Here is a 23957-nt window from a genome sequence, read left to right on the forward strand (position 1 = left end):
CTCGTGGCCGACGCGACACCCGGGAGTAGTCTGAGCGCATCCGATGAAGGAGGGCGTCATGACGGTTCCCGAGATCAACTACTGGGCGGTGCTGGTCGCGACGGCGTCGAGCATGGTCGTCGGAGCGGTCTGGTACGCGAGGGGCGTGATGGGCGAACGCTGGGCGCGGCTCGCGGGCGTCGACCTCGAGCATCCCTCCCGCGGGCCGCTGTGGCCGCTGGTCACGACCGTGCTGGTCAGCTTCGTGACCGCCTGGGTGCTCGCGGGAGCCGCGACGATCGCCTGGCACTTCTACGGCGGCTCGTACCTGTGGGCATCCGTGGTCACGTCGGTGACGCTGTGGGCGGGCTTCACCGCCGCCCGCTTCATCACGCATGACGCGTTCGAGGGCCGCTCGACACGGCTCACGACCCTCAACATCGGGCACGAGCTGCTGACGGTGCTCGTGATGGCGCTGATCGTCGGCGTCTGGCCGCCCGCCGGACTCTGAGCCGGTCGCGTCGGGCGGGGCGGATGCTACGCCGCGACGCGCGCGACGGCCGCGATGGCGCTCTCGAAGAAGCCGAGCCCGTCGACGCCCGAGCGCATCGCGGCGCGGGTGTCGGGACCGAAGCCCGCCTCGGTGGCGTGCTCGGGGTGCGGCATGAGGCCGACCACGTTGCCGCGCTCGTTCGTGATCCCGGCGATGTCGCGCAGCGACCCGTTCGGGTTGATCCCGGCGTAGCGGAAGGCGACGAGGCCCTCGCCCTCGAGACGGTCGAGGGTGTCGTCGGCGGCGATGTAGCCGCCCTCGCCGTTCTTGAGCGGGATGACGATCTCCTGACCCTTCGCGAACGTGTTCGTCCAGGCGGTGTCGTTGTTCTCCACCGTCAGGCGCTGGTCGCGGCGCACGAAGTGCTGGTGGTCGTTGCGGATGAGTCCGCCGGGCAGCAGGTGCGCCTCGACGAGCATCTGGAAGCCGTTGCAGATGCCGAGGATCGGCATCCCGTTCGCGGCCGCGTCCTTGACCTCGGCCATGATCGGCGACAGGGCCGCGATCGCCCCCGAGCGCAGGTAGTCGCCGTAGCTGAATCCGCCGGGCAGCACCAGCGCGTCGACGCCCTCGAGGTCGTGCGAGCCGTGCCACAGGGCGACGGGCTCGGCACCGGCGATGCGCACCGCGCGCTGCGCGTCGCGGTCGTCGAGCGAGCCGGGGAAGGTGATGACGCCGATCCGCACGCTCACGGCGCGACCTCGACTCCCACGACATCCTCGATGACGGAGTTCGACAGCACGTCCTCGGCGAGGCGCCTGGCCTCGGCCAGCACCTCGTCGGTGACCTCGCCGTCGACGGTGAGCTCGAAGCGCTTCCCGATGCGGACCTGGCTGAAGCTCTCGACACCCAGGCGGGCGAAGGCGCCGGAGACGGCCTTCCCCTGCGGGTCGAGCAGTTCGGCCTTGGGCATGACGTCGACGACGATGGTGGGCATACCTGCGATTCTAGGCGATCCGGATGACCCCACCGCTCGCGCGTCGAGGCGCCGGTGCGCTTCACGGAGCGCTCGTGCGGCCCGTGTCAAGGGCTCGACCGAGGGTGGCCTCACCCCGGCCTCCTCGCTAGTGTCGCGACATGAGACGTCGACGCATGGCGGGCGCAGGAGCCCTGGCGGTGGTTCTCGCGCTGACCGGCTGCGGTGTGCGCATTCCCGCCGATCCGCACGGCAGTCTCGAGCGGATCGAGGGAGGCACTCTGCGCGCCGGCGCGACCGAGCAGCCACCGTGGGTCGAGGTGCACGATTCGGCGGAGCCGAGCGGCACTGAGCCGGAGCTCGTGCAGCAGTTCGCCGAGCAGCTGGACGCCCGGGTCGAGTGGACCACCGGCAGCGAAGCCGACCTGCTCACGGCGCTCGAGCGCGGCGAGCTCGACCTGGTCGTCGGCGGGTTCCTCGACGACACACCGTGGACCGATCGCGGCGCGGTGACGCGACCGTACACCGAACGCAGCACGAAGCAGGGGCCGCAGAAGCACGTGATGATCGTGCGAATGGGAGAGAACGCCCTGCTCACCGAGCTCGAGATCTTCCTGCACGAGGAGGCCGGATCATGACGACCCGGTTCGGCCGCGCCGAGCTTCCGCCGCGGCAGGAGAACGCACTGCGCAAGGCGATCCGCTTCGAGTGGTACACCCTCGTCTTCCTGGCCGTGGCCATCACGATGGTCTACCTCGTGATGGGCAGCTCCCAGGCGATGAAAGCCGCCTGGATCGAGGACCTGCTCTCGCTCGCCCCGCCGATCGCCTTCCTCGTCGCCGTGCGCATCGTCAACCGGCCGCCCAGCGGTCGCTACCCGTACGGCTATCACCGGTCGGTCGGGGTGGCGCACCTCGTGGCGGCTGTGGCGCTGATGGCGATGGGCGCGTTCCTCATCATCGATTCGGTCACCGGACTGATCGGCGGCGAGCATCCGCCCATCGGCACCGTGGTGCTGTTCGGACAGCCGATCTGGCTGGGCTGGCTGATGGTCATCGTGATGGCGCTCACCATCCCGCTTCCGATCTGGTTCGGGCGGGTGAAGATGCGCCTCGCGAAAGAACTGCACGACAAGGTGCTGTACGCCGACGCCGACATGAACAAGGCCGACTGGCAGACGGCCGTCGGCTCGATCGTCGGAGTGCTGGGCATCGGCATCGGCTGGTGGTGGACGGACGCCGTCGCCGCGCTGCTCATCGCCGGCAGCATTCTGTGGGACGGCATCCGCAATATGCGGGCGGCGATCACCGACCTGATGGACTCCGCCGCCACGACGTTCGACGACGGGAAGGTGCACCCGCTGACGGGGAAGATCGACGAGCTGCTGCGTGCGCTGCCGTGGACGGACGAGGTCGGATCGCGCGTGCGCGACCAGGGGCACGTGCTGCACGTCGAGTCGTTCGTCGTGCCGCGCCGGGGGCGCACGCCCAAGCTCGCCGACCTGATCGCCGCCCGTGATGCGTGCATCGACCTGGACTGGAAGGTGCAGGACATCGTGATCGTGCCGATCGATCAGCTGCCCGAGGAGGTCGGCGGGCGCCGCGAGCACCAGTCCGAGCGCAACGAGTAAGGGGCGCGTCGGAGAAGCGCCCGGGCGCCGTACCTGTGAGGGGCGTGCCGCTCAGGCCGAGCGGAAGACCGTGTGCAGGTCACCGATGACGTCGCGTCCGCCGAGACCGTCGATCTCGAACAGCACGCTGATGCCGGCGACGGTGTAGCCGAGGCTCTTCACGATCTCGCGCCCGGCGGCGAGGGTGCCGCCGGTGGCGAGCACGTCGTCGATGAGCAGGATGCGCGTGCCGGCCGGCAGGTCGTCGTGCATCTCGACCGTGGCGGTGCCGTACTCGAGGGCGTAGTCGACGGCGGCCGCGGGGCGGGGCAGCTTGCCCGCCTTGCGGATCGGGGCGAACCCGACCCCGGCGGCGATCGCAGCCGCCCCGGCGAGGATGAAGCCGCGCGCCTCGATGCCCGCGACGATGTCGAACGAGCCGGCGAACGGCTCGATCAGGGCCTCGGTCGTGGCGCGCAGCGCCCGGGCATCCGCCAGCAGAGGCATGATGTCGCGGAACAGGATGCCCCGCTGCGGGTAGTCGGGGATCGAGGCGATCAGGGACTCGGCGCGTGCCAGTTCGGGACTCACCTGCCAAGGGTACCCAACGGGCTCGGCGGCGACCTCGTGGGAGCGCTCCCAGCTTGTCGTGGCATCATGAGTGCCATGACGCGATCCTTTCCCGACGGCTTCCTCTTCGGCGCGGCCACCGCGGCCTATCAGATCGAAGGGGCGGCCTTCGAAGACGGCCGCACGGCATCGATCTGGGATGCTTTCGCGCGCGTGCCCGGCGCCGTCGTCGGCGCGGAGAACGGCGACGTCGCCTGCGATCACTATCACCGCTACGCCGACGACGTCGCGCTGATGAAGCGCCTGGGACTGCAGACCTACCGGTTCTCGACCTCGTGGTCGCGCGTGCGGCCCGACGGCGGCCCGGTCAACGGGAAGGGCCTGGACTTCTACAGCCGCCTGGTCGACCAGCTGCTGGCCGCCGATATCGTGCCGTGGCTCACCCTGCATCACTGGGACATGCCTCAGGCGCTCGAAGACCAGGGCGGCTGGACCAGCCGCGACATCGTCGAGCGGTTCACCGACTACGCCCTCAGCGTGCACGACGTGCTGGGCGACCGCGTGCAGCACTGGACCACGATGAACGAGCCGTGGTGCTCGTCGTTCCTGTCGTACACCGCAGGCGTGCACGCCCCGGGCCGCACGAGCATCCGCGACGGGCTCCTCGCCGCGCACCACCTGCTGCTCTCGCACGGCAACGCCGTGCGGGCGCTGCGCGAGCGCGACGCCTCACTCGATCTCGGCATCACCCTCAACCTCACCGTCGCCGACCCCGCCGACCCGCACGACCCGGTCGACGTCGACGCCGCGCGCCGCATCGACGGGCAGTTCAACGGCTGGTTCCTCGGCCCGATCTTCCACGGCGAGTACCCGGCCGACATCGTCCGCGACATCCGCGAGGTCGACCCGGCCGCGGTCGCGCGGTGGCAGGCCGCCGTGCAGCCGGGCGACCTCGAGATCATCTCGACCCCGCTCGATGCGCTCGGGGTGAACTACTACCACGGCGAGCTGCTGTCGGGGCATCCGCAGCCCGGCGGTGGCGATCCGCACCAGACCGAGGGTCAGCAGCGTGAGACCCGCTCGCCGTTCCCCTCCAAAGAGGGCATCTACTGGGTCGAGCGCGGGCTGCCGCGCACCGGGATGGGCTGGGAGGTGCAGCCCGCGGGCCTCACCCGCCTGCTCGAGCACGTCGCGCGCGACTACGCCGGCGGTGTGCCGCTGTACGTGACCGAGAACGGCGCAGCCTACGACGACGTGGTCGGTGCCGACGGCGAGGTGGATGACGTCGAGCGCACCGAGTTCCTGCGCGCTCACGTCGCGGCCACGCTCGACGCCGTCGAGCAGGGCGTCGACGTGCGCGGGTACTTCTACTGGTCGCTGATGGACAACTACGAGTGGGCCTGGGGGTACGCCAAGCGCTTCGGGATCGTGCGCGTCGACTACGAGACGCAGCAGCGCACGATCAAGCAGAGCGGCGCGGAGTACGCTCGGATCATCGCCGCCCGGGCCGTCTGATTGCGGGCGGGTTCGCACACCGCCCGAGGGAGGACGGCCATGCCCCGAGCCACGATCGAAGAGGTCGCCGCACTCGCCGGTGTATCCCGCTCGACGGTGTCGCGCGTGGTCAACGGCTCGACCTCGGTCAGCGCCGAGGCGCTCGCCGCCGTGCAGCACGCCATCGCCCAGCTCGGCTACGCCCCGAACCGCGCCGCGCGCTCGCTCGCGAGCCGGCAGACGCACGCCATCGGGCTCGTCGTGCCCGAGGACACCACCCGGTTCTTCGGCGACCCGTTCCTGGCATCCGTCGTCGCGGGGATCAGCTCGCGCCTGTCGGAGTCGGAGTACATCCTCAACCTGCTCATCGCGAGCGACGACCCCGACGGCAAGATGACGCGATTCGTGCGCAACGGCGGGGTGGATGCCGCGATCATCGTGTCGCACCACACCAGCGACTCCTTCGTCGAGCGCATCGCCGAAGCCGTGCCGGTCGTCTTCGGCGGCCGACCGGCCGCGGTGCGTGACAGCGATGTCATCGTCGACGTCGACAACGTGGCAGCGGCCCGCGCCGCGACCGAGCACCTCATCGCGCTCGGACGCCGGCGGATCGCGACCATCACGGGCACGATGACGATGGCGGCGAGCGTCGACCGCCGTGACGGCTTCCTCGCGGCACTGGCGGATGCCGGACTGCCGTCCGCCGGCGAGGTCGACGGCGACTTCAGCGAGCACGGCGGCGCCGAGGCGGCACGTCTGCTGCTGCAGCGCGACGAGCGCCCGGATGCCGTCTTCGTGGCGAGCGACCTGATGGCCCGCGGCGCGATCGGCGTGCTGCGCTCCGCCGGTCTGGACGTGCCCGACGACGTCGCGATCATCGGCTTCGACGACTCGCGCGTCGCCGAGTCGTCGGATCTCACCAGCGTGCGCCAGCCGATGTTCGCGCAGGGGGAGATGCTCGCCGGCATGGTGATCGACCTGCTCGCGGGCAGGCGACCCGAACCGCTGACCCTCTTGCCGACCGAGCTGGTCGTGCGCGGGTCCGCGCCGGCCGTCTGACACGGGTGGTCTGACACGGGCGACCCGTGTCGGAGATCTCAGACCATTCGGCCCGCACGCGGCGTGGCGCCCCACGCCACGCCGCCCCGCCCACGTCCGGTCTGTGGTCTCCGACGGCGCACGCCCGGATGGACAGCCGCCGATGTGTTGGGTAGACAGGCGTCATGGCATCCATCGACCTCAACTCCGACCTCGGCGAGAACTCCGCCGAGCGCACGCTGAGCGACGACGCGGCGATGCTCGAGATCGTGACCAGCGCGAACGTGTCGTGCGGCTTCCACGCGGGCAGCGCCGAGGGCATCCGCGACACTCTCGCCGCGGCCGTCGCGAACGGAGTCGTGGTCGGCGCGCACCCGTCGTACCGCGACCGCGAGAACTTCGGTCGCACCCCGCTCGAGCCGGAATCGCGCACCCTGCAGGCCGAGGTCGAGTACCAGCTGGGCGCGCTCATGGCTCTCGCCGGGGCCGTCGGCGGGCGGGTCGCCTACGTCAAGCCGCACGGCGCGCTGTACAACACGATCGCGCGCGACGAACGCCAGGCGCGGGCGGTGGTCGCCGGGGTCCGGTCGGTCGACCCGGCCCTGGTGATGCTCGGGCTCGCAGGCGGGGCGGTGCTCGACATCGCCGCGCGTGCAGGGCTGGCGGTGGCGGCGGAGGCGTTCGCCGATCGCGGCTACCTGCCCGACGGCACCCTCGTTCCGCGCACGCAGCCGGGAGCCGTGCTGCGCGACGCCCCGACCGTCGCGCGGAGGATGGTGCGCCTCGTCGAGTCGGGCGTGGTGCGGGCCGTCGACGGCACCGACGTACGCATCGACGCGCGGTCGATCTGCGTGCACGGAGACAGCCCCGGAGCGGTGACGATGGCCGCGGAGACGGGGCGGATGCTGCGTGATGCCGGTATCGGGATCGCCCCGTTCGTCGCGGGCTGAACGGGTGAGCGGATGCGTGTGCTGAGGGCGTCGGATCGAGCCGTGCTCGTCGAGTGCGACGACCTCGACGAGGCGATGCGCATGCACCGCGCCTGGGCCGGGATGCCCGGGGTGATCGAGCGCGTGCCCGGGGCCCGTACGGTGCTCGTGCGCTTCGATCCGCTGGTGACGTCTGCGGCAGAGCTGGCCGAGGCGCTCGTGGCGACGCCCGCGGATGGCTCTCTGTCAGAAGCCCGGCCCGAGGTGATCGTGCCCGTGCAGTATGACGGCGAGGATCTCGCCGAGACGGCGAGCCTGCTCGGTGTCCCGGTCGACGAGCTGGTGCGTCGGCACGGCGCGGCACGCTGGACGGTCGCGTTCTCGGGCTTCGCCCCGGGATTCGGGTACCTGGTCGGCGACGATCCGGTGTTCGACGTGCCGCGGCGCGCGTCGCCGCGCATCCGGGTGCCCGCCGGGTCGGTCGCCCTCGCCGGTCGCTTCACAGGGGTGTATCCGCGCGAGAGTCCGGGAGGCTGGCAGCTGATCGGCACGACGGATGCCGTGATGTGGGACGTGCACCGCGACCCGCCGGCCATGCTGATGCCGGGCACGCGGGTGCGTTTCGTCGCCGTCGGGCCGGGCGAGGCGTCGGGACCCGCGGCCGGAACCGTGTCGGAAATGTCGGATGCCTCGGCCGCGAAGCGGCGTGTCGGGCTGCGCCACGCGGATGCCGGGCCGGACGACCCGAGGGTTCCGACATCCGCGCTCGAGGTCGTGAACCCGGGCCTGCAGCTGCTCGTGCAGGATCGCGGCCGCCCCGGCCGTGCCGCGCTCGGTGTGCCGGCATCCGGAGCAGCGGACCGCATCGCCCTGCGCGACGCGAATCGCGCCGTCGGCAACGCCGCCGGCGCAGCGGCTCTCGAAGGAGTCGGCCCCGCCGTCGTGCGCTTCCACGGTGCCGCGGTCGCCGTGGTCACCGGGGCGGAGGGCGAGCTCGCGGTGATCGGCCCGGACGATCGGGTGCGCGGCGTCCGGCACGGCGCGCCCTTCGCCGTCGCCGACGGCGACGAACTGCAGGTCGGCGCTCCGACGCGCGGGCTGCGGTTCGCGATCGGGGTGCGCGGCGGCATCCGGATGCCGGCAGAGCTCGGCAGTCGATCGACCGACACCCTCTCGGGCATCGGCCCCGCGGCGCTGCGCGCCGGCGACGTGCTGCCCGTCGGGACGCGCGCGCCGCGCGCGGTCGAACCCGACCCGCTGCCACGCGAGCTTCCCGAAGACATCGTCGACCTCGACATCACGCTCGGGCCCCGCGACGACTGGTTCACGCCCGCGGCGGTGCGGCTGCTCGGCGAGCAGGAGTGGGTGGTCACGCCCCGATCCGACAGGATCGGCATCCGGCTGCACGGCGAGCGACCGCTCGAGCGCGCGATCCACGACGAGCTGCCCAGCGAGGGCGCGGTCGACGGCGCGATCCAGGTTCCGGCCGACGGCCAGCCCGTGGTGTTCGGGCCCGATCATCCGACCACCGGCGGCTACCCGATCATCGGTGCGCTCACCGACGCCGCCCGGGACGCGGCCGGCCAGCTGCCGCCCGGTGTGCGGGTGCGGTTCCGCGTGGTGGATCGCTGACGATTCATGACGCCTTCGGCATGGCGGGCGCTGTGGCGGACCGCGACCCGTCGTGGGCGCGATCTCGTCAGCGGCCTCCGGTGCTCTCCATCCGACCGGCGCGCGAGATCAGCAGCTCGACGGCGGCCTCGACGGTCGAGGCGAGCACGTCGTCGGGTTCGCCCTCCAGATCGAGCCTGCGGTGCCCGGCCTCGTCACGCGTCGCCCATCCGAGGAACACGGTTCCCGCGGGGTGCCCGTCTTCGGCATCCGGGCCACCCACTCCGGTCGTCGAGACGCACAGGTCGGCGTCGAAGAGCTCGCGGGCGCCGCGGGCGAGCTGCTCCGCGCAGTCGGCCGAGGTCGGGTCCCCGTCGGCGGGGAACCCGAGCACCCGCTCCTTCACCTCCGGAAGGTAGGCGACGATGCCGCCGCCGAACCAGGTACTCGCCTGCGGGCCGGCGCCGATGGCGCTGGCGAGAGCCCCCGAGGTCAGTGATTCGGCGACCGCGACGCGCAGCTCGCGGTGTCGGGCGAGGTCAGCGAGAGGTGTGACGTCGAGCATGCGCCGACGCTACCGCCAGACCGGATGCCGCGGCGGGGCCTTGACAGACCCGGGTGGCGGAGCGATCAGCCGCCGCGACGGATGCCCGAGCGGGTACCGGAAGCCCCAGCCGGATGCCCCAGAGCGTGCCGGAAGCCCGTGCCGGATTCCCGAGAACAGGAGAACACGCGGGAACAGGACGGATCGCGGGAAATCCACCTGCGCTCGCGTGTTCTCCTGCGCTGGATGAGGACGGCTGTCCGAATCAGGCCGGGTCGCCTCCGGGCGCACCGACGCCGGCGAGCGGCTTCGGGTCGTCGGCGCCCGAGCCGCGCAGCCGCGCGATGAGGTTGCCGAGGTGGTAGATGAGGATCGCGCCGACGGTGGCGAGCACGATGCCGCCCAGCTCGAAGCCCGACTCCGGATCCTTGATCATGAACCCGCCGACGGCGACGATCAGGCCGACTGCGGCGGTGTACTGGTTGACCGGGCGCGAGAAGTCGACGCGGTTGTCGACCCAGATCTTGATGCCGATGACGCCGATCAGGCCGTACAGCGCCGTGGTGATGCCGCCGAGCACGCCCGCAGGCACCGAGTTGATGACCGCGCCGAACTTGGGCGACATGCTGAGCAGGATGGCGGTGATGCCGGCCACCCAGTACGCGGCGGTCGAGTAGACGCGGGTGGATGCCATGACGCCGATGTTCTCGCCGTAGGTCGTGGTTCCCGAGCCGCCGAAGAAGCCGGCGAGCGAGGTCGAGATGCCGTCGGCGATGAGCGCCTTGCCGGTCTGCTTGTTGATCGTCGGATCCTCGACCATGGTGGCGACTCCGCGCACGTGCCCCACGTTCTCGGCGATCAGCACGAGCACGACGGGAAGGAACATCGCCATCGCCGACCAGGTGCCCGGGGTCGCGAAGTCGGGCAGGTGGAAGGTGGGGAAACCGATCCAGTCGGCGGCCTCGACCTTGTCGAATTTCAGCTCGCCCCGGATGCCCGCGAAGACGTACCCGGCGATCACGCCGAGGAAGATCGAGATGCGGCCGAGGAAGCCGCGGAACACCACGGCGAACAGGATGGTGATCGCGAGGGTGAAGGTCGCCGTGATCGGCGCCTGCTCGTAGTTGCCGCGCGCAGCGCCGGCGAGGTTGAACCCGATCAGCGCCACGATCGTGCCGGCGAGCACCGGCGGCAGGAAGCGGTCGACCCAGTGCACGCCCACCGTGTGCACCACGACGCCGATGAGGGCCAGCAGCACGCCGACCGCGACGATGCCGGCCAGCGCCGAGCCCATGCCCGCCGATGCGGTCGCCGCGGTGACGGGCGCGATGAACGCGAACGACGAGCCGAGGTAGCTGGGCAGCTTGTTGCGCGTGACCAGCAGGAACAGGATCGTGCCGATGCCGCTGAACAGCAGCGTGGTCGGCACGGGGAAGCCGGTGATGATCGGGACGAGGAACGTCGCACCGAACATCGCGACGACGTGCTGCACGCCGATCGCGATCGTCGCCGGCCAGTTCAGGCGCTCTTCGGGGCGAACGACGGCGCCGGGCGCGACAGTGCGACCGTTGCCGTGGATGGTCCACAGCGGCATGGGGGCTCCTCGGGAGTCGGGATCAGGGCCGAGGAAACACTACCGCCCCGGATGCCCGGCATCCGGCGTGCAACGCGTGCGACGAACCGGGGGCCGACACTCCAGATGTCGGACGGTTTCCGCGAATCGGGCCGACATCTGGAGTGTCGGCCCCCGAAGTGGTGGCGGGTCAGGCCGTCAGGCGGCCGATGAGCGCGCGGTACCGGTCGGCGGTCTGCTCGACGATGTCGGCGGGCAGCGCCGGCGGCTCGCCCTGCCTGTCCCAGTTGGTCGCCAGCCAGTCGCGCACGATCTGCTTGTCGAAGCTCGCCATGCGCTCCTCGGGCGTCGTACCGGATGCCCACGCGGCGGCGTCCCAGTACCGCGACGAGTCGCTGGTGAGCACCTCGTCGGCCAGGCGCAGGACGCCGTCGGCATCCACCCCGAACTCGAACTTCGTGTCGGCGAGAATCAGACCCTTCTGCTCTGCGATCTCGGCAGCGCGGCGGTACAGCGACAGCGAGGCGTCGCGCAGCTGCGCGGCGCGCTCGGCGCCGACCAGCTCGACCACGCGATCGAAGGTGATGTTCTCGTCGTGCTCGCCGAGCGGCGCCTTATAGGCGGGGGTGAACAGCGGCTCGGGAAGCCGGTCGCCGTTCTGCAGCCCGGCCGGCAGCGGGATGCCGCACACTGTCCCGTGCGCGGAGTACTCCGCCCAGCCGGTGCCGGTGATGTACCCGCGCACGACGCACTCGATCGGCAGGATCTCCAGCGCCATCGCGAGCATGGCGCGCCCGGCCACGGCATCCGGGATCTCACCCTCGGCGAGATGATTCGGCACGTCGGAGAGCTGGTCGAACCACCAGTCGCTCAGCTGCGTGAGCAGCTCGCCCTTCTGCGGGATGCCGGGGGAGAGCACGAAGTCGAAGGCGCTCACCCTGTCGCTGGCCACGACGAGGATGCGGGTGTCGGCCGGGTCTTCCGAGGCGTACAGGTCGCGGACCTTGCCTGAGTAGAGGTGACGCCAGCCGGGGATGCTCTGTGGTTCGCTCACGCACCCATCATCCCACCCGGGGAAGACCTGATGTCGGCGGGGAGGAGTAGCGTTGCCGGGTGACTTCGACTGAGACGCCCCGCACCGAGACCCGCAGCCCGTGGCCCGCGCTGTGGGCGCTGGTCATCGGCTTCTTCATGCTGCTCGTCGACACGACCATCGTCTCGGTCGCGAACCCCGCCATCAAGGCGGCGCTCGACCCCGACACGAACAACCTCGACAACGTCGTGTGGGTGACGAGCGCGTACCTGCTCGCCTACGCTGTTCCGCTGCTGATCACGGGGCGCCTCGGCGACCGGTTCGGGCCGAAGAACATCTACCTGATCGGTCTCGCCATCTTCACCCTGGCGTCGCTGTGGTGCGGGCTGTCGACCAGCCTCGACGGACTCATCGCCGCGCGAGCAGCGCAGGGCCTGGGCGCCGCGTTCATGACGCCGCAGACGATGGCCGTCATCACCCGCACCTTCCCCCCGCAGCGACGGGGCGCGGCGATGGGACTGTGGGGTGCGACCGCGGGCGTGGCGACGCTGGTGGGTCCGCTGCTGGGCGGCGTGCTGGTCGACGCGTTCGGGTGGGAGGCGATCTTCTTCGTCAACATCCCGGTCGGGATCGTCGGATTCGTGCTGGCCTGGAGGCTCGTGCCGAAGCTCGAGACGCATCCGCACCGCTTCGATCTCGTCGGCGTCGTGCTCAGCGCGCTCGCCCTGTTCCTCATCGTGTTCGGACTGCAGGAGGGCGAGGCCTACGACTGGGGCACGATCGTCGGTCCCATCTCGGTGTGGGGTCTGATCATCGCGGGCGTGATCGTGCTGGCGCTGTTCATCGTGCAGCAGGCGGTGACCAAGACCGAGCCGCTGGTGCCGCTGGAGCTGTTCCGCGATCGCAACTTCTCGGGGTCGAACGCGGCGATCGCTGTCGTCGGGTTCGCGGTGACCGGCATGTCGCTGCCGTTCATGTTCTTCCTGCAGCTCGCCCGGGGCCTGTCGCCGACCGAGGCGGCGCTGCTGATGATCCCGATGGCGGTGCTCTCGGGCGTGCTCGCGCCGGCCGCGGGCAGGCTGCTCGACCGGGTCGACCCGCGGTGGATCCTCATCCCCGGGCTGCTCTGCGTCGCGGGCGGACAGCTGTGGAACGCGTCGTTGATGAACGTGGACACCCCCACCTGGATGTTCCTGCTGCCGTCGGCCGTGCTCGGCATCGGCAACGCGGGCATGTGGGGGCCGCTGGCCACCACGGCGACCCGCAACCTGCCACCCCGCCAGGCCGGTGCGGGCGCGGGCATCTACAACACCACGCGCACGATCGGCTCGGTGGTCGGCTCGGCCGCCATCGCCGCCTTCATGCAGTCGCGGCTCGAAGCGAACCTGCCGGGTCTGTCCGAGGCTCCTGCGGGCCTCGCCGGTGACGGCGAGATGCCCCTGCAGATCGCGGAGGGCTTCTCGGCAGGCATGGCGCAGGCGATGCTGCTGCCGGCCTGCGTGCTGGGCATCGCACTCGTCGCCGCACTCTTCCTCCGGCGCCACCGGGTGGATGAGGCGCAGCCCGAGCACTGACGTGGCGGCGCCGGGGCGCGCCGTGCATCCGACTCAGCGGAAGAGGGCGATGCCCGCCTGGCCGATGAGTGCGAAGATGATCGCCCAGATGACGATCGAGATGATCTGCCAGACGATCACCGCGTTGCGGCTCGCGCCGAACGACACCATCATCCCCGAGGTGATCTGGCTGGGCAGCACGGTCTGACCGAGCAGACTGACCCCGGGAACACCGAACCGGTCGAACATGCGCTTCACCTTCTCGCGTCGCGGCGAGGGGGCATCCGTCGCGGCATCCGCACCTCGTCGGGCGAGCACCTTCTGCCGGGCGGCGGCGGCGATGAAGACGAAGACCAGCATGGAGATCACGTTGCCGACGACGGCGGCGAGCACGGCGATCGGGAGCGGCACCCCCGCGATCGCACCGATGAGCGTGCCGAAGTAGGACTCGATGAACGGGATCGCCGCGGCGAGCATCACCCCGGCCCACTGCAGCCACAGGGGAAGGGACTGGGTGAAGTCGACGAGTGCGTCCTGCATGATTGCCTCCGGATATGTAAAGCGTGTTTGACATGACAAGCATGCTTGACATCGATCCGCGCTGTCAAGTTGGCTTTACATTGCGATGTCGGCGGCCTACCTTTGAAGCGTGCAGAGCAGGGTCAAAGAGCTGAGAACCGCGCGTGGTCTCTCGCAGCAGGCGCTCGCGACCGCGGTCGGGGTCTCCCGCCAGACCATCAATGCGATCGAGACCGGCCGATACGACCCCTCGCTGATACTCGCCGTGCACCTGGCTCGGCATTTCGGTTCGACCGTTGAGGAGGTCTTCGATGTCGACTCGTGACGACGCCGCCGTCGAGCGTGTGCCCCGCCGCTGGCCGATGTCGCGCACCAACACCGTGCTCGTGGCGGTGCTGACGGCGGGTGCGCTGGTCTGCTTCGTGCTCGGTCAGATGATCGCTGCCGTGACGCTGCTGATGGGCGCGATCGGCGGTGCGCTCGGGGCGATCTTCGCCCGGCGCGGCACGTCGGGCGACCTCGAGCGCGTGAACGCGCTGGAGTACGCCGACGAGCGCGACCGCACGGCGGCTACGAAGGGGCTCGCCGCAGTCGGCGTCGTCGCGCTCGTGCTGTGCACGGTGCAGCTGGTCGTGCACGCGGTCGTCGACACCGACCCGGTCTCGCGGTGGACGGCCATCGCGCTCTACTTCGCGCTGGTGATCAGCTGGTTCGCGGCGAACTGGTACTTCGTCCGCCGGGGCTGATTCGGGATGCCCGATGCCGGCGTGATCTGATGAGGGGATGACCATCGCTCTGGCCCGCCCCTCTCTCACTCACTTCGACTCCTGGGCCGACACCGTCACCGAGTTCGGTGACGTGCACATCGACGGGGCGGGTCTCGACCGCGGCCAGCCAGCCGATCGGGCCGCGTGCGAGTCGCTCATCGAGAAGGCCGAGCTGTACGCAGACCCGCAGGCCACGCTGCCCGAGGGGCACGTCGCCTGCGACTACTTCTGGATCACCGACGCCGGCGAGGTGGCCGGCTTCATCGCGTTCCGCCGCGAGCTCAACGACTGGCTGCGCAGCTACGGCGGGCACATCGGCTACTCGGTGCGCCCGTCGCGCCGCCGGCAGGGCATCGCCCGCTCGGCGCTCACCCTGGTGCTCGACCGTGCCCGCGCGCAGGGGTACGACCGCGTCATGCTCACCTGCGACGACACGAACGTCGGCTCGTACCGCACCATCGAGGGCGCCGGCGGCGAGCTCGACGACGTCATCGACGGATCCGAGGCCGGCATCCCCCGCCTGCGCCGGTACTGGATCGCGCTCTGAGTCACTGCCGGCACGGATGTCGGGCAGAGTGAGTTCATGAGACTTCTGCGACTGGCACGGCGCTACCCCGTGCTCACCGGAGGCCTGCTCGCCACCGTCGCCGTGGCGCTGCTTTCGATCGCCGGCCTGCACGATGCCGCCCGCGGGATCGCGATCCTCACCGTCGGCGTGGTGATCGCGCTCACGGCGTGGGACATGGTGCGCGACATCCTGCGTGCCCACTTCGGGCTCGACATCCTCGCCCTGGTGGCGATGGTCGCGACGCTGCTGGTGGGCGAGTACATCGCGTCACTGGTGATCGTGCTGATGCTGACCGGGGGAGAGGCCCTCGAAGACTACGCATCGCGCCGCGCGGCCCGCGACCTGACCGCGCTGCTCGACCGCTCTCCCCAGACCGCGCACGTGCTCGAGCAGGGGGCCGACGAGTCGACCCGCGACGTGCCGGTCGACGAGGTCATCCCCGGCATGGAGCTGCTGGTGCGTCCGTCTGAGATCGTCCCGGTCGACGCCGTGCTGCTCAGCGACCGGGCGAGCTTCGACGAGTCCTCGCTGACCGGCGAGAGCCTGCCCGTCACGCGCGAGGCCGGCGACGAGGTGCTCTCGGGGGTGGTGAACGGGTCGAACGCGGTGCACATCCGCGCGCTGCGCGGCAGCGCCGACAGTCAGTACCAGCAGATCGTGTCGCTGGTGCACGAGGCACAGCAGAGCAAGGCGCCGACGGTGCGCCTCGCCGACCGCTTCGCGGTGCCGTTCACGCTGGTCTCGCTGCTGATCGCCGGCATCGCCTGGTGGATCGCCGGCGATCCACTGCGCTTCGCGCAGGTGCTCGTGCTGGCGACGCCGTGCCCGCTGCTCATCGCCGCGCCGGTCGCGTTCCTCGGCGGCCTGTCGCGCACGGCGAAGGAGGGGGTGATCGTCAAGGGCGGTGGCGTGATCGAGCAGCTCGCGCGGGTGCGCTCGGCGGCCTTCGACAAGACCGGCACCCTCACCCAGGGTCGGCCCGAACTCGTCGAGGTGCGCGTGGCGGAGGGGATGGATGCCGATGAGCTGCTGCGTCTGTCGGCATCCGCCGAGCAGTACTCGAGCCACGTCCTCGCCGAGGGCGTGCGTCGGGCGGCGATCGAGCGCGGACTGCGCCTCGCGCCGGCCTCGCACGCCGAGGAGGTCGCGACGAACGGCGTTACGGCCACGATCGACGGACGGGTCGTCGTGGTCGGCAAGCCCGCTTACATCGCCTCGCTCGCGCCGGACACCCGGCGCACCGATCTCGCGTCGGGACAGCTGGCGGCGTACGTCGCGGTCGACGGACGATTCGCGGGTGCGCTGGTGCTGGCGGATGCCGTGCGCCCGGAGGCCGCCGCGGTCGTCGCCGGCCTGCGCGCGCGAGGCGTCGAGCGGATCGTCATGCTCACCGGCGACGCCGAGGCGACGGCGGAGGCGATCGCGTCGCCGCTCGGCGTGACCGAGGTGCATGCCGAGCTGCTGCCGGGGCAGAAGGTGTCGCTCGCCGCCGAGATGGCGCCGCGCCCGCTGCTGATGGTGGGCGACGGCGTGAACGACGCCCCCGTGCTGGCCGCGGCCGACGTCGGTGTCGCGATGGGGGCCCGGGGATCGACGGCCGCGGGCGAGGCGGCGGATGCCGTGGTGCTGAAGGATTCGCTGCTGCCGGTGCTGCGTGCCACCGAGATCGGCCGGCACACCCTGCAGGTCGCCTACACGGCGATCTGGATCGGCATCGTGCTCAGCGTCGGCCTCATGCTCATCGCCACGACCGGGGTGATCCCGGCCGTGGCGGGCGCCTTCATCCAGGAGTTCGTCGACCTCGCCACGATCCTGTACGCGCTGCGCGCGCTCACCGGGCCGAAGCCGCGCTGAGACTACTCCGCGACGCGCGCGGTTCGCACGGATGTCGGCGAGAACCACGGATGTCGGCAGGAATCAGCTGATTCCGCCGACATCCGTTCATGTCGCCGACAGGTGTGCGACGGGGGGAGTCTGCTACTCCGCGACGCGCGCCGCGATGTCGTGGCGGTAGTGCGCGCCGTCGAGCGAGATGCGGCCGATCGCCTCGTACGCGCGGGCGCGGGCATCCGCGAAATCCGACCCGGTCGCCACCACGTTCAGCACCCGACCGCCGGTCGCGACCAGCGATCCGCCGGGGGCGTCGGGCGCGCCGGTCGCGGCGTGCACGATCGAGACGCCGTCGACGGATGCCGCATCCGCCAGCCCCTCGATCATGCGGCCGGTCTGCGGCGCCTCGGGGTACCCCTCGCTCGCGAGCACGACGGTGATCGCGACGTCGGACGAGAACTCCGGCTGCGGCTCGTCTTCGAGGTGACCGGATGCCGCCGACAGCAGCAGCCGCGACAGCGGCGTGCGCAGCCGCGGCAGCACGACCTGCGTCTCGGGGTCGCCGAAGCGCGCGTTGAACTCGATCACGCGGATGCCTTCGGGAGTGAGGATCAGGCCGGCGTAGAGCAGCCCGATGAACGGGGTGCCCTCGGCGTCGAGCTGGTGCACCACGGGCAGGGCGACCGTCTCGGTCACCTCGGCGACGAACGCGTCGACGCTGCCGAACTCGTCGGCCAGCCAGGGCAGCGGCGAGTACGCGCCCATGCCGCCCGTGTTGGGGCCGCCGTCTCCGTCGAGCGCGCGCTTGAAGTCCTGCGCGGGGCTCAGCGCGCGCACGGTGTCGCCGTCGCTGAGGAAGAACAGCGACACCTCGGGGCCGGTGAGGAACTCCTCGACCAGCACGGGGCCGGCGGGCAGGTAGTGCTCGGCGTGGGCCAGGGCCTCGGCGCGGTCGGCGGTGACGATGACGCCCTTGCCGGCAGCCAGGCCATCGGCCTTCACGACGTGCGGGGCGCCCAGCTCGTCGAACGCCGCCTCGACCTCGACGGTCGTCGACGCGCGCACCGCGCGCCCGGTGGGCACGCCCGCGGCATCCATGATCCGCTTCGCGAACGCCTTCGATCCCTCGAGCTGGGCGGCGGCGCGACCGGGGCCGAACACCGGGATGCCGCGCTCGCGCAGCACGTCGGCGACCCCGGCGACCAGGGGTGCCTCGGGGCCGATTACGACCAGATCGATGCCCCGCTCGTTCGCGAAGGCGGCGACCGCGGCGCCGTCGAGCTGGTCGAGGTCGACGAGCGTGGCGTCTTGGGCGATTCCGGCGTTGCCGGGGGCGGCGAAGATCTCGTGACCGGCCTGTTCAGACCGCAGGGAGAGGATGATCGCGTGCTCGCGCGCGCCCGAGCCGAGGACGAGGATCTTCATGCGGCCAGCCTACCGGCGCGGCATCGCCTCACTCAGACGATGACGCGGCTCAGAGGGTGACGCCGCTCACACCGTGACCGGACGCTCGTCCCCGCGGTCCCACGACTGCGCCCAGCCGGTCGCGTCGAACAGTGCGTCGAGGATGCCGGCCGTGAAGCCCCACACGATCGTGCCGTCGACGTCGAACGCCGGCCCCCGGTAGGTGAAGCCGTCACGGTGCAGCACCGCGGTGAACCGGTTGGCCGGATCGACGAGCTGCGCCACCGGCACGCGGAAGACCTCGACCGTCTCGGCGTGGTCGACGGCGGCGACGCGCGACGGCTCGCGCCACCAGCCGAGCACCGGCGTCACCAGAAAGCTGCTCACCGCGAGCGGGATCTCGGGCAGCGCCGCGAGCACCTCCACGCCCTGCGGGTCGAGCCCGGTCTCCTCCTGCGCTTCGCGCAGCGCGGTGGCGACGGCGTCGGCATCCTGCTCCTCGTATCCGCCGCCCGGGAACGACACCTGCCCCGGGTGCGACGACAGCGTCGCCGCGCGACGCTGCAGCAGCACGTCGAGATCGGCCGAGACCGTCTCGTCGTCAGCCCGAGCCGGGATGCTGTCGAGCCGGCCGAACAGGATCAGCACGGATGCCGGCCACGCATCGTCGACCGACAGCGGGAACCGAGGTGTCCATTCGCCGGCGCGCGCGGCTGCGGCGAGCAGCTCGGCGCGCGCGCCGCGCATCTCTTCAGCAGAACCGGTCATCGCTCTCGAGCCTACGCGCGGCGGCGTAGCCTGGGGGAATGCCCGCCCGCAGGATCGACATCGAGGCCGGCCGCGACGCGCTCGCCGCCGTCGCCGCTGGAGGTGCCGCGCGTCCCGTCACGGCGACGGCCGTGCGCTATCTGCTGCAGCTGCTCGACGAGAAGGCGCCGGGCAACAGCGTCGAGGTGCGCGTGCCGCCGTTCGGCGCCGTGCAGGTGGTGCAGGGGCCCCGGCACACCCGCGGCACCCCGCCGAACGTGGTCGAGATGGACGCGAGCACGTGGATCGGCCTCGCGACCGGCACGGAGCACTGGACGGATGCCGTGGCCGCCGGCCGCGTGACGGCATCCGGAACCCGCGCGGACCTCAGCGACCTGCTGCCGCTGCGCCCCTGAACCGAGCCTGATTCCGGTCCGCGCACAGCCTCCGCGTGGGAGAATGGAGCCATGTCCCGGACTCAGAGCCACTCGACCGTCGAAGCGACGATCCGCCCCGTGCCGCGCTACGGCGTCTTCATGGTGACGGGCGCCGTCGTGGGGATCATCGTCGCGGGCATCCTGACTCTGCTCGGCTCGTACGAGCCGTCGGACGTGCTGAGCGTGGTCTACCCGCCCGGACAGGTGTTCGGGTTCGCCCTGCTGTGGACCGTGCCGATCGGCGTCGGGCTCGGGGGCATCATCGCCGTCGGTCTCGACCGCGCCGCCCGCAAGCACGCGCGTGTCGTCACGGTCGAGCACGAGCGGGTCGTCGCAGACGACGAGCAGCCCTAGGCCAGTTCGGCGATCACCGGGCGCATCGCCGCATCGAACGCCACGACGTCGCGGCGCAGTCCGTCGGTGACGGCGACGCTCAACGAGCCGATCCACCAGATGCCGCGCTGCGTGAACGGCAGCACCTGCACGTTCAGCTCGAACGAGTGCGCGCGACGGCCGATCTCGCGCTCGAACTCGGCGATCGCGCTGGCGTAGGCGCGGTACGAGCCGCCCGACGAGCTGACCGACTCGACATACCTGTTGTGTGCGCGCTGCGCGTAATGCAGCACGGTCTGCGCGTGGGGAACGATCGCGTCGCGCAGCTCCTCTGCGCCGGTGGTGGGCAGGGCGACGAGCGTGTCGAAGCCGTCGACCAGGTCGAGCGGCACCTCCGAGCGGTGGGCGCGCGGTTCGACGGTCATGTCCCAGTACTCGCGCCACTGCTTCTCGAGAGCATCGTCGACCTCGGTCGCGTCGGGGCGACGCACCTCGAGCCCGCGCAGTGCGGGGAGATCCTCGGGGGCCCGGATGCCGAGCAGCTGCCGCAGCGCGAGAGCGACCAGCACCGATGTGCCGGCGTCTTCGCGGATCAGCCACTGCGGCTTGTCGACCATGGCCCCATCGTAGGGTTCTCAGCGGTCGTGCGCGCGGTCCGAAGGGCCTGCGGGTGCGTCCGCCGCGCGGGATGCCGCGTATCGGGTCGCCCGCGCAGTCGCACACGCACGCGTCGAGCGTCAGCGGCGACGTGACAGGATGCGGCGGCGCAGACGCTCGCGGCCGCGTGAGGGCGGACGGGTGGCATCCACCAGCGCCTGCCGGGCCGCCGCGAGGTTCGGGTAGCTGCCGATGCGGCGGCTGTGGCGGTCGTGCACGACATGTGCGGCGTCGTCGACGGTCACGAAGCCGGCGAATTCGCCGCGGCTCGTCGCGACGTAGACGTCGTGGTCGGCCTGGCTCCAGGCGAGTTCGGCGGGTGCGGTGATGGTGTTCTGGTCGTGGGCGGGCGCGCCGGAGCGCGCGGAATCAGCGGTACTGCTCATGATCTCTGGTCTGTCTGCAGGCAGCATGCTGCCTGCTGTGGTTCGGTCGGGGCGCCGGGATCCGCATCGGTGCGGATCGGCCACTCATGCCCGGCCTGGATGTGTGCGCTGCGCCGGTGAGATACGGCGGAACTTCGCGCAACCATTCATAGTAGCAGACGGGGATGCCGGATGCCCTGACCGCCCCGTCGCGAGGGGACGGGCGCTGTCGCGGGCCGGGTACGCTGTAGAGGTGGCAGACTCTCCCACCAATCCCTATGCTCAGGCCGGTGTCGACACCGCCGCCGGTGATCTCGCCGTCGAACTCATGAAGGCCTCTGTGCGCGCGACGCACGGGCCCGAGGTGCTCGGGGGTGTCGGCGGCTTCGCGGGCATGTTCGACGCCAGCGCGCTGCTCGGCTACCGGCGCCCGCTGCTGGCCAGCAGCACCGACGGCGTCGGCACCAAGGTCGCCATCGCGCAGGCGATCGACAAGCACGACACGATCGGGCAGGATCTCGTCGGCATGGTCGTCGACGACATCGTGGTGGTCGGCGCCAAGCCGCTGTTCATGACCGACTACATCGCCTGCGGCAAGGTGGTGCCCGAGCGCATCGCCGACATCGTGCGCGGCATCGCCGAGGCGTGCTCAGCGACCGGCACCGCCCTCGTCGGCGGCGAGACCGCCGAGCACCCCGGGCTCCTCGGTCCGCGCGACTACGACGTCGCGGGAGCGGCGACCGGAGTCGTCGAGGCGGATGCCCTGCTCGGGGCTCACCTGGTGCAGGACGGCGATGCCGTGATCGCACTCGGTTCGAGCGGTCTGCACTCGAACGGCTACTCGCTCGTGCGCCACATCGTCGCGAATGCGGGCATCGGCTACGGCGACAACTCCGCCGACCTCGGCGGCACCTGGGGTGAGGCTCTGCTCGAGCCGACCCGTCTGTACACCGCCCCGCTGCTGAAGCTCATCGAGACCCTTCGACAGCCTCAGGGAGCCAACCCGGTGCACGCGCTGAGTCACGTGACCGGCGGCGGCATCGCCGCCAACCTCGCCCGGGTTCTGCCGCAGGGCAGCTGGGCCGAGGTCGACCGTTCGACGTGGGCGCCGAGCCCGGTGTTCCAGGTGCTGGCCGACATCGCCGGCACCCCGATCGTCGACACCGAAGGCACCTGGAACCTCGGCATCGGATTCCTCGCGGTCGTCGCGGCGGAGCAGAAGGATGCCGCGATCGCCGCCATCGGCGCGCAGGGCATCGCCGCCTGGCAGGTCGCGACCGTGCACACCGGTGCGCGCCCCGAGGGCGATTTCGAGCAGGGCGCCAAGGGCGTCGACGGTGGAGCGGTGCGCCTGGTCGGCGCATACGCGGACGGAGCGAAGTAACACCCATGTGCGGCATCGTCGGAATGGTCGGCAGCGGACCGGTCAACCAGGACATCTACGACGCGCTGCTTCTGCTGCAGCATCGCGGGCAGGATGCCACCGGCATCGCGACCGCAGAGCCGAACGGCGTCATGCACATGGCGAAGGCCGAGGGCATGGTGCGCGAGGCGTTCCGCACCCGCGACATGCGATCGCTGCTGGGCAGCATCGGCCTGGGGCACGTGCGCTACGCGACCAAGGGCACCGCCTCGAGTGAAGAGGAGATGCAGCCGTTCTACGTGAACGCGCCCTACGGGATCGTACTCATCCACAACGGCAACCTCACCAACACCCGCGAGCTCACGGCCGAGATGGCCGATCGGTACCGCCGCCACCTGAACTCGTCCAGCGACACGGAGCTGCTGCTGAACGTGCTCGCGGGCGAGCTGCAGACCACGACATCGTCGGTCGACCTCGACGCCGATCGCATCTTCGACGCCGTCGAGCGCACCCACGCGCGGATCGAGGGCGCCTACGCCGTCATCGCGATCATCGCCGGCTACGGTCTGCTCGCGTTCCGCGACCCGTTCGGCATCCGTCCCCTCATCCTCGGCCGCCGTGCTTCGACCGGCTCAGCCACCCAGGAGGGGGCAGGCTCAGCCGATGGGCCCCTGAGCCCGTCGAAGGGCCGAGACGAGTGGGTCGTGACCAGCGAGTCGCTCGTGCTCGAGAACGCCGACTACGAGATCGTGCGCGAGGTCGCGCCCGGTGAGGCCGTCTTCATCTCCAACGACGGCGAGCTGTTCACCCGCCAGTGCGCCGAGAACTCGCAGCTCGTGCCGTGCGCGTTCGAGTACGTCTACCTCGCCCGCCCCGACTCGGTGATGAACGGCGTCTCGGTGTACGAGTCGCGCCTGCGCATGGGCGACCGGCTCGCCGACACCATCGCCAAGCACGTGCCGCTCGACGAGATCGACGTGGTCATGCCGATCCCCGACTCGTCGCGCCCGTCGGCGATGGAGGTCGCGCGCAAGCTCGGCAAGGAGTACCGCGAGGGCTTCTACAAGAACCGGTACGTCGGACGCACGTTCATCATGCCCGGGCAGGCGGTGCGCAAGAAGAGCGTGCGGCAGAAGCTGAACGCGATGTCGACCGAGTTCCGCGGCAAGAACGTGCTGCTCATCGACGACTCGATCGTGCGGGGCACCACCAGCAAGCAGATCATCCAGATGGCCAGGGATGCCGGTGCGAAGTCGGTCATCTTCGCCTCGGCGGCACCGCCGGTCCGCTACCCGCACGTGTACGGCATCAACATGCCCTCCAAGCACGAGCTGATCGCCCACGGTCGCACGATTCCCGAGATCGCGGCAGAGCTGGGCTGCGACCGGATCGTCTACCAGGAAGTCGACGACCTCAAGGCGGCGATCATCGAGGGGACCGACCTGACCGACCTCGACATGAGCTGCTTCGACGGACGCTACGTCACCGGCACCGTCACGCCCGAGTACCTCGCCTGGGTAGAGCAGTCGCAGACCTCGTGATGTCATGACCGGGTCCCTGAGCAT

The 23957-nt window shown here is 70.9% G+C and carries 27 protein-coding genes; 16 read left to right on the forward strand and 11 right to left on the reverse strand.

The genetic code is table 11. From position 1 onward, the window contains the following. Positions 1-58: 58 nt before the first annotated feature. The gene (locus tag ACWIDW_RS13530; protein WP_454125844.1) at positions 59-490 is read left to right on the forward strand and encodes a DUF1761 domain-containing protein; all 432 of its coding nucleotides are present in this window, start codon (positions 59-61) and stop codon (positions 488-490) included. Between the two features lie 26 nt (positions 491-516). Here ACWIDW_RS13530 and purQ read toward each other — a convergent pair whose 3' ends face one another. After that, complete coding sequence (purQ, locus tag ACWIDW_RS13535) at positions 517-1224, reverse strand: phosphoribosylformylglycinamidine synthase subunit PurQ (protein WP_454125845.1); 708 nt, start codon at positions 1222-1224, stop codon at positions 517-519. Continuing rightward, entirely contained in the window at positions 1221-1469 is a 249-nt protein-coding gene (gene purS, locus ACWIDW_RS13540) for a phosphoribosylformylglycinamidine synthase subunit PurS (RefSeq protein WP_337333104.1), read from the reverse strand. Before purS ends, purQ begins: the two co-directional genes overlap by 4 nt. A gap of 140 nt (positions 1470-1609) precedes the next feature. Here purS and ACWIDW_RS13545 point away from each other — a divergent pair, with 140 nt between their 5' ends. Then, positions 1610-2086 (forward strand): transporter substrate-binding domain-containing protein, encoded by a 477-nt coding sequence (locus ACWIDW_RS13545; RefSeq protein WP_454125846.1) that lies wholly within the window; start codon positions 1610-1612, stop codon positions 2084-2086. Then, entirely contained in the window at positions 2083-3078 is a 996-nt protein-coding gene (locus tag ACWIDW_RS13550; protein ID WP_454125847.1) for a cation diffusion facilitator family transporter, read from the forward strand. The genes ACWIDW_RS13545 and ACWIDW_RS13550 overlap by 4 nt, the downstream gene beginning before the upstream one ends. Positions 3079-3129: 51 nt before the next feature. Here ACWIDW_RS13550 and ACWIDW_RS13555 read toward each other — a convergent pair whose 3' ends face one another. Then, the gene (locus ACWIDW_RS13555; protein WP_454125848.1) at positions 3130-3648 is read right to left on the reverse strand and encodes an adenine phosphoribosyltransferase; all 519 of its coding nucleotides are present in this window, start codon (positions 3646-3648) and stop codon (positions 3130-3132) included. Positions 3649-3723: 75 nt separating this feature from the next. On the opposite strand from ACWIDW_RS13555, the gene ACWIDW_RS13560 reads away from it, so the two are divergent. The 4 genes from ACWIDW_RS13560 (at position 3724) to ACWIDW_RS13575 (ending at position 8720) form a co-directional block, all read left to right on the forward strand. After that, positions 3724-5142, forward strand: coding sequence for a GH1 family beta-glucosidase (locus tag ACWIDW_RS13560; protein ID WP_454125849.1), 1419 nt, complete (start codon positions 3724-3726; stop codon positions 5140-5142). Between the two features lie 39 nt (positions 5143-5181). Then, positions 5182-6180: a LacI family DNA-binding transcriptional regulator gene (locus ACWIDW_RS13565; protein ID WP_454125850.1), complete on the forward strand. Its 999-nt coding sequence runs from the start codon at positions 5182-5184 to the stop codon at positions 6178-6180. A gap of 164 nt (positions 6181-6344) precedes the next feature. Next, positions 6345-7109, forward strand: a complete 765-nt coding sequence (locus ACWIDW_RS13570; RefSeq protein ID WP_454125851.1) for a LamB/YcsF family protein — start codon at positions 6345-6347, stop codon at positions 7107-7109. A gap of 12 nt (positions 7110-7121) precedes the next feature. After that, the gene (locus tag ACWIDW_RS13575) at positions 7122-8720 is read left to right on the forward strand and encodes a 5-oxoprolinase subunit B/C family protein (RefSeq protein ID WP_454125852.1); all 1599 of its coding nucleotides are present in this window, start codon (positions 7122-7124) and stop codon (positions 8718-8720) included. A gap of 67 nt (positions 8721-8787) precedes the next feature. Here ACWIDW_RS13575 and ACWIDW_RS13580 read toward each other — a convergent pair whose 3' ends face one another. The 3 genes from ACWIDW_RS13580 to ACWIDW_RS13590 all read right to left on the reverse strand — a co-directional run bounded on the left by ACWIDW_RS13580 (position 8788) and on the right by ACWIDW_RS13590 (position 11870). Further along, entirely contained in the window at positions 8788-9264 is a 477-nt protein-coding gene (locus ACWIDW_RS13580) for a CinA family protein (protein WP_454125853.1), read from the reverse strand. A gap of 244 nt (positions 9265-9508) precedes the next feature. Continuing rightward, a complete protein-coding gene (locus ACWIDW_RS13585; protein WP_454125854.1) occupies positions 9509-10837 on the reverse strand; it encodes a uracil-xanthine permease family protein in 1329 nt (442 codons plus the stop codon). 169 nt (positions 10838-11006) lie between these two features. Continuing rightward, a complete protein-coding gene (locus tag ACWIDW_RS13590) occupies positions 11007-11870 on the reverse strand; it encodes a phosphoribosylaminoimidazolesuccinocarboxamide synthase (protein WP_454125855.1) in 864 nt (287 codons plus the stop codon). Between the two features lie 137 nt (positions 11871-12007). On the opposite strand from ACWIDW_RS13590, the gene ACWIDW_RS13595 reads away from it, so the two are divergent. Continuing rightward, entirely contained in the window at positions 12008-13423 is a 1416-nt protein-coding gene (locus ACWIDW_RS13595; protein ID WP_454125892.1) for a DHA2 family efflux MFS transporter permease subunit, read from the forward strand. A 33-nt stretch (positions 13424-13456) separates the two neighbouring features. Here the strand turns inward: ACWIDW_RS13595 and ACWIDW_RS13600 are convergent, their stop codons facing one another. After that, a complete protein-coding gene (locus tag ACWIDW_RS13600; RefSeq protein ID WP_454125856.1) occupies positions 13457-13942 on the reverse strand; it encodes a hypothetical protein in 486 nt (161 codons plus the stop codon). 109 nt (positions 13943-14051) lie between these two features. On the opposite strand from ACWIDW_RS13600, the gene ACWIDW_RS13605 reads away from it, so the two are divergent. Genes ACWIDW_RS13605 through ACWIDW_RS13620 form a run of 4 tightly spaced genes read left to right on the forward strand, consistent with a single transcriptional unit; the run spans position 14052 to position 17110 of the window. Continuing rightward, the gene (locus ACWIDW_RS13605; protein WP_271638758.1) at positions 14052-14246 is read left to right on the forward strand and encodes a helix-turn-helix transcriptional regulator; all 195 of its coding nucleotides are present in this window, start codon (positions 14052-14054) and stop codon (positions 14244-14246) included. Next, complete coding sequence (locus tag ACWIDW_RS13610; RefSeq protein ID WP_454125857.1) at positions 14233-14667, forward strand: hypothetical protein; 435 nt, start codon at positions 14233-14235, stop codon at positions 14665-14667. Before ACWIDW_RS13605 ends, ACWIDW_RS13610 begins: the two co-directional genes overlap by 14 nt. A 37-nt stretch (positions 14668-14704) precedes the next feature. Beyond that, complete coding sequence (locus ACWIDW_RS13615) at positions 14705-15235, forward strand: GNAT family N-acetyltransferase (RefSeq protein ID WP_454125858.1); 531 nt, start codon at positions 14705-14707, stop codon at positions 15233-15235. A 36-nt stretch (positions 15236-15271) separates the two neighbouring features. Further along, complete coding sequence (locus ACWIDW_RS13620; protein ID WP_454125859.1) at positions 15272-17110, forward strand: heavy metal translocating P-type ATPase; 1839 nt, start codon at positions 15272-15274, stop codon at positions 17108-17110. Between the two features lie 123 nt (positions 17111-17233). Here ACWIDW_RS13620 and purD read toward each other — a convergent pair whose 3' ends face one another. Continuing rightward, positions 17234-18511, reverse strand: a complete 1278-nt coding sequence (gene purD / locus ACWIDW_RS13625; RefSeq protein WP_454125860.1) for a phosphoribosylamine--glycine ligase — start codon at positions 18509-18511, stop codon at positions 17234-17236. A gap of 66 nt (positions 18512-18577) precedes the next feature. Beyond that, a complete protein-coding gene (locus ACWIDW_RS13630) occupies positions 18578-19258 on the reverse strand; it encodes an NUDIX hydrolase (RefSeq protein ID WP_454125861.1) in 681 nt (226 codons plus the stop codon). Positions 19259-19296: 38 nt separating this feature from the next. Here ACWIDW_RS13630 and ACWIDW_RS13635 point away from each other — a divergent pair, with 38 nt between their 5' ends. Continuing rightward, complete coding sequence (locus ACWIDW_RS13635; RefSeq protein ID WP_454125862.1) at positions 19297-19653, forward strand: sterol carrier family protein; 357 nt, start codon at positions 19297-19299, stop codon at positions 19651-19653. A 51-nt stretch (positions 19654-19704) separates the two neighbouring features. Further along, entirely contained in the window at positions 19705-20028 is a 324-nt protein-coding gene (locus tag ACWIDW_RS13640; protein ID WP_454125863.1) for a potassium transporter Trk, read from the forward strand. Here the strand turns inward: ACWIDW_RS13640 and ACWIDW_RS13645 are convergent. Beyond that, positions 20025-20624: a zinc-binding alcohol dehydrogenase gene (locus tag ACWIDW_RS13645; protein ID WP_454125864.1), complete on the reverse strand. Its 600-nt coding sequence runs from the start codon at positions 20622-20624 to the stop codon at positions 20025-20027. The genes ACWIDW_RS13640 and ACWIDW_RS13645 overlap by 4 nt on opposite strands. Positions 20625-20744: 120 nt before the next feature. Continuing rightward, positions 20745-21050 (reverse strand): hypothetical protein, encoded by a 306-nt coding sequence (locus tag ACWIDW_RS13650; protein WP_454125865.1) that lies wholly within the window; start codon positions 21048-21050, stop codon positions 20745-20747. 232 nt (positions 21051-21282) lie between these two features. Here ACWIDW_RS13650 and purM point away from each other — a divergent pair, with 232 nt between their 5' ends. Then, complete coding sequence (gene purM, locus ACWIDW_RS13655; protein WP_454125866.1) at positions 21283-22413, forward strand: phosphoribosylformylglycinamidine cyclo-ligase; 1131 nt, start codon at positions 21283-21285, stop codon at positions 22411-22413. A 5-nt stretch (positions 22414-22418) separates the two neighbouring features. Next, the gene (gene purF, locus ACWIDW_RS13660) at positions 22419-23933 is read left to right on the forward strand and encodes an amidophosphoribosyltransferase (RefSeq protein WP_454125867.1); all 1515 of its coding nucleotides are present in this window, start codon (positions 22419-22421) and stop codon (positions 23931-23933) included. Positions 23934-23957: the final 24 nt, after the last annotated feature.

Source organism: Microbacterium sp. NPDC055312 (assembly GCF_053645675.1).

Excerpts from the sequence above, each read along its gene's own strand:
- ACWIDW_RS13595 (WP_454125892.1), top strand. The coding sequence starts at position 12,008 with ATGCTGCTCGTCGACACGACCATCGTCTCGGTCGCGAACCCCGCCATC.
- purD (WP_454125860.1), bottom strand. The coding sequence starts at position 18,511 with ATGAAGATCCTCGTCCTCGGCTCGGGCGCGCGCGAGCACGCGATCATC.
- ACWIDW_RS13565 (WP_454125850.1), top strand. The coding sequence starts at position 5,182 with ATGCCCCGAGCCACGATCGAAGAGGTCGCCGCACTCGCCGGTGTATCC.
- ACWIDW_RS13650 (WP_454125865.1), bottom strand. The coding sequence starts at position 21,050 with ATGAGCAGTACCGCTGATTCCGCGCGCTCCGGCGCGCCCGCCCACGAC.
- ACWIDW_RS13610 (WP_454125857.1), top strand. The coding sequence starts at position 14,233 with ATGTCGACTCGTGACGACGCCGCCGTCGAGCGTGTGCCCCGCCGCTGG.
- ACWIDW_RS13560 (WP_454125849.1), top strand. The coding sequence starts at position 3,724 with ATGACGCGATCCTTTCCCGACGGCTTCCTCTTCGGCGCGGCCACCGCG.
- ACWIDW_RS13640 (WP_454125863.1), top strand. The coding sequence starts at position 19,705 with ATGTCCCGGACTCAGAGCCACTCGACCGTCGAAGCGACGATCCGCCCC.
- ACWIDW_RS13570 (WP_454125851.1), top strand. The coding sequence starts at position 6,345 with ATGGCATCCATCGACCTCAACTCCGACCTCGGCGAGAACTCCGCCGAG.
- ACWIDW_RS13530 (WP_454125844.1), top strand. The coding sequence starts at position 59 with ATGACGGTTCCCGAGATCAACTACTGGGCGGTGCTGGTCGCGACGGCG.
- ACWIDW_RS13585 (WP_454125854.1), bottom strand. The coding sequence starts at position 10,837 with ATGCCGCTGTGGACCATCCACGGCAACGGTCGCACTGTCGCGCCCGGC.
- ACWIDW_RS13645 (WP_454125864.1), bottom strand. The coding sequence starts at position 20,624 with ATGGTCGACAAGCCGCAGTGGCTGATCCGCGAAGACGCCGGCACATCG.
- ACWIDW_RS13635 (WP_454125862.1), top strand. The coding sequence starts at position 19,297 with ATGCCCGCCCGCAGGATCGACATCGAGGCCGGCCGCGACGCGCTCGCC.
- purS (WP_337333104.1), bottom strand. The coding sequence starts at position 1,469 with ATGCCCACCATCGTCGTCGACGTCATGCCCAAGGCCGAACTGCTCGAC.
- ACWIDW_RS13550 (WP_454125847.1), top strand. The coding sequence starts at position 2,083 with ATGACGACCCGGTTCGGCCGCGCCGAGCTTCCGCCGCGGCAGGAGAAC.
- ACWIDW_RS13620 (WP_454125859.1), top strand. The coding sequence starts at position 15,272 with ATGAGACTTCTGCGACTGGCACGGCGCTACCCCGTGCTCACCGGAGGC.
- ACWIDW_RS13580 (WP_454125853.1), bottom strand. The coding sequence starts at position 9,264 with ATGCTCGACGTCACACCTCTCGCTGACCTCGCCCGACACCGCGAGCTG.
- ACWIDW_RS13545 (WP_454125846.1), top strand. The coding sequence starts at position 1,610 with ATGAGACGTCGACGCATGGCGGGCGCAGGAGCCCTGGCGGTGGTTCTC.
- ACWIDW_RS13630 (WP_454125861.1), bottom strand. The coding sequence starts at position 19,258 with ATGACCGGTTCTGCTGAAGAGATGCGCGGCGCGCGCGCCGAGCTGCTC.
- ACWIDW_RS13575 (WP_454125852.1), top strand. The coding sequence starts at position 7,122 with ATGCGTGTGCTGAGGGCGTCGGATCGAGCCGTGCTCGTCGAGTGCGAC.
- ACWIDW_RS13615 (WP_454125858.1), top strand. The coding sequence starts at position 14,705 with ATGACCATCGCTCTGGCCCGCCCCTCTCTCACTCACTTCGACTCCTGG.
- purF (WP_454125867.1), top strand. The coding sequence starts at position 22,419 with ATGTGCGGCATCGTCGGAATGGTCGGCAGCGGACCGGTCAACCAGGAC.
- ACWIDW_RS13600 (WP_454125856.1), bottom strand. The coding sequence starts at position 13,942 with ATGCAGGACGCACTCGTCGACTTCACCCAGTCCCTTCCCCTGTGGCTG.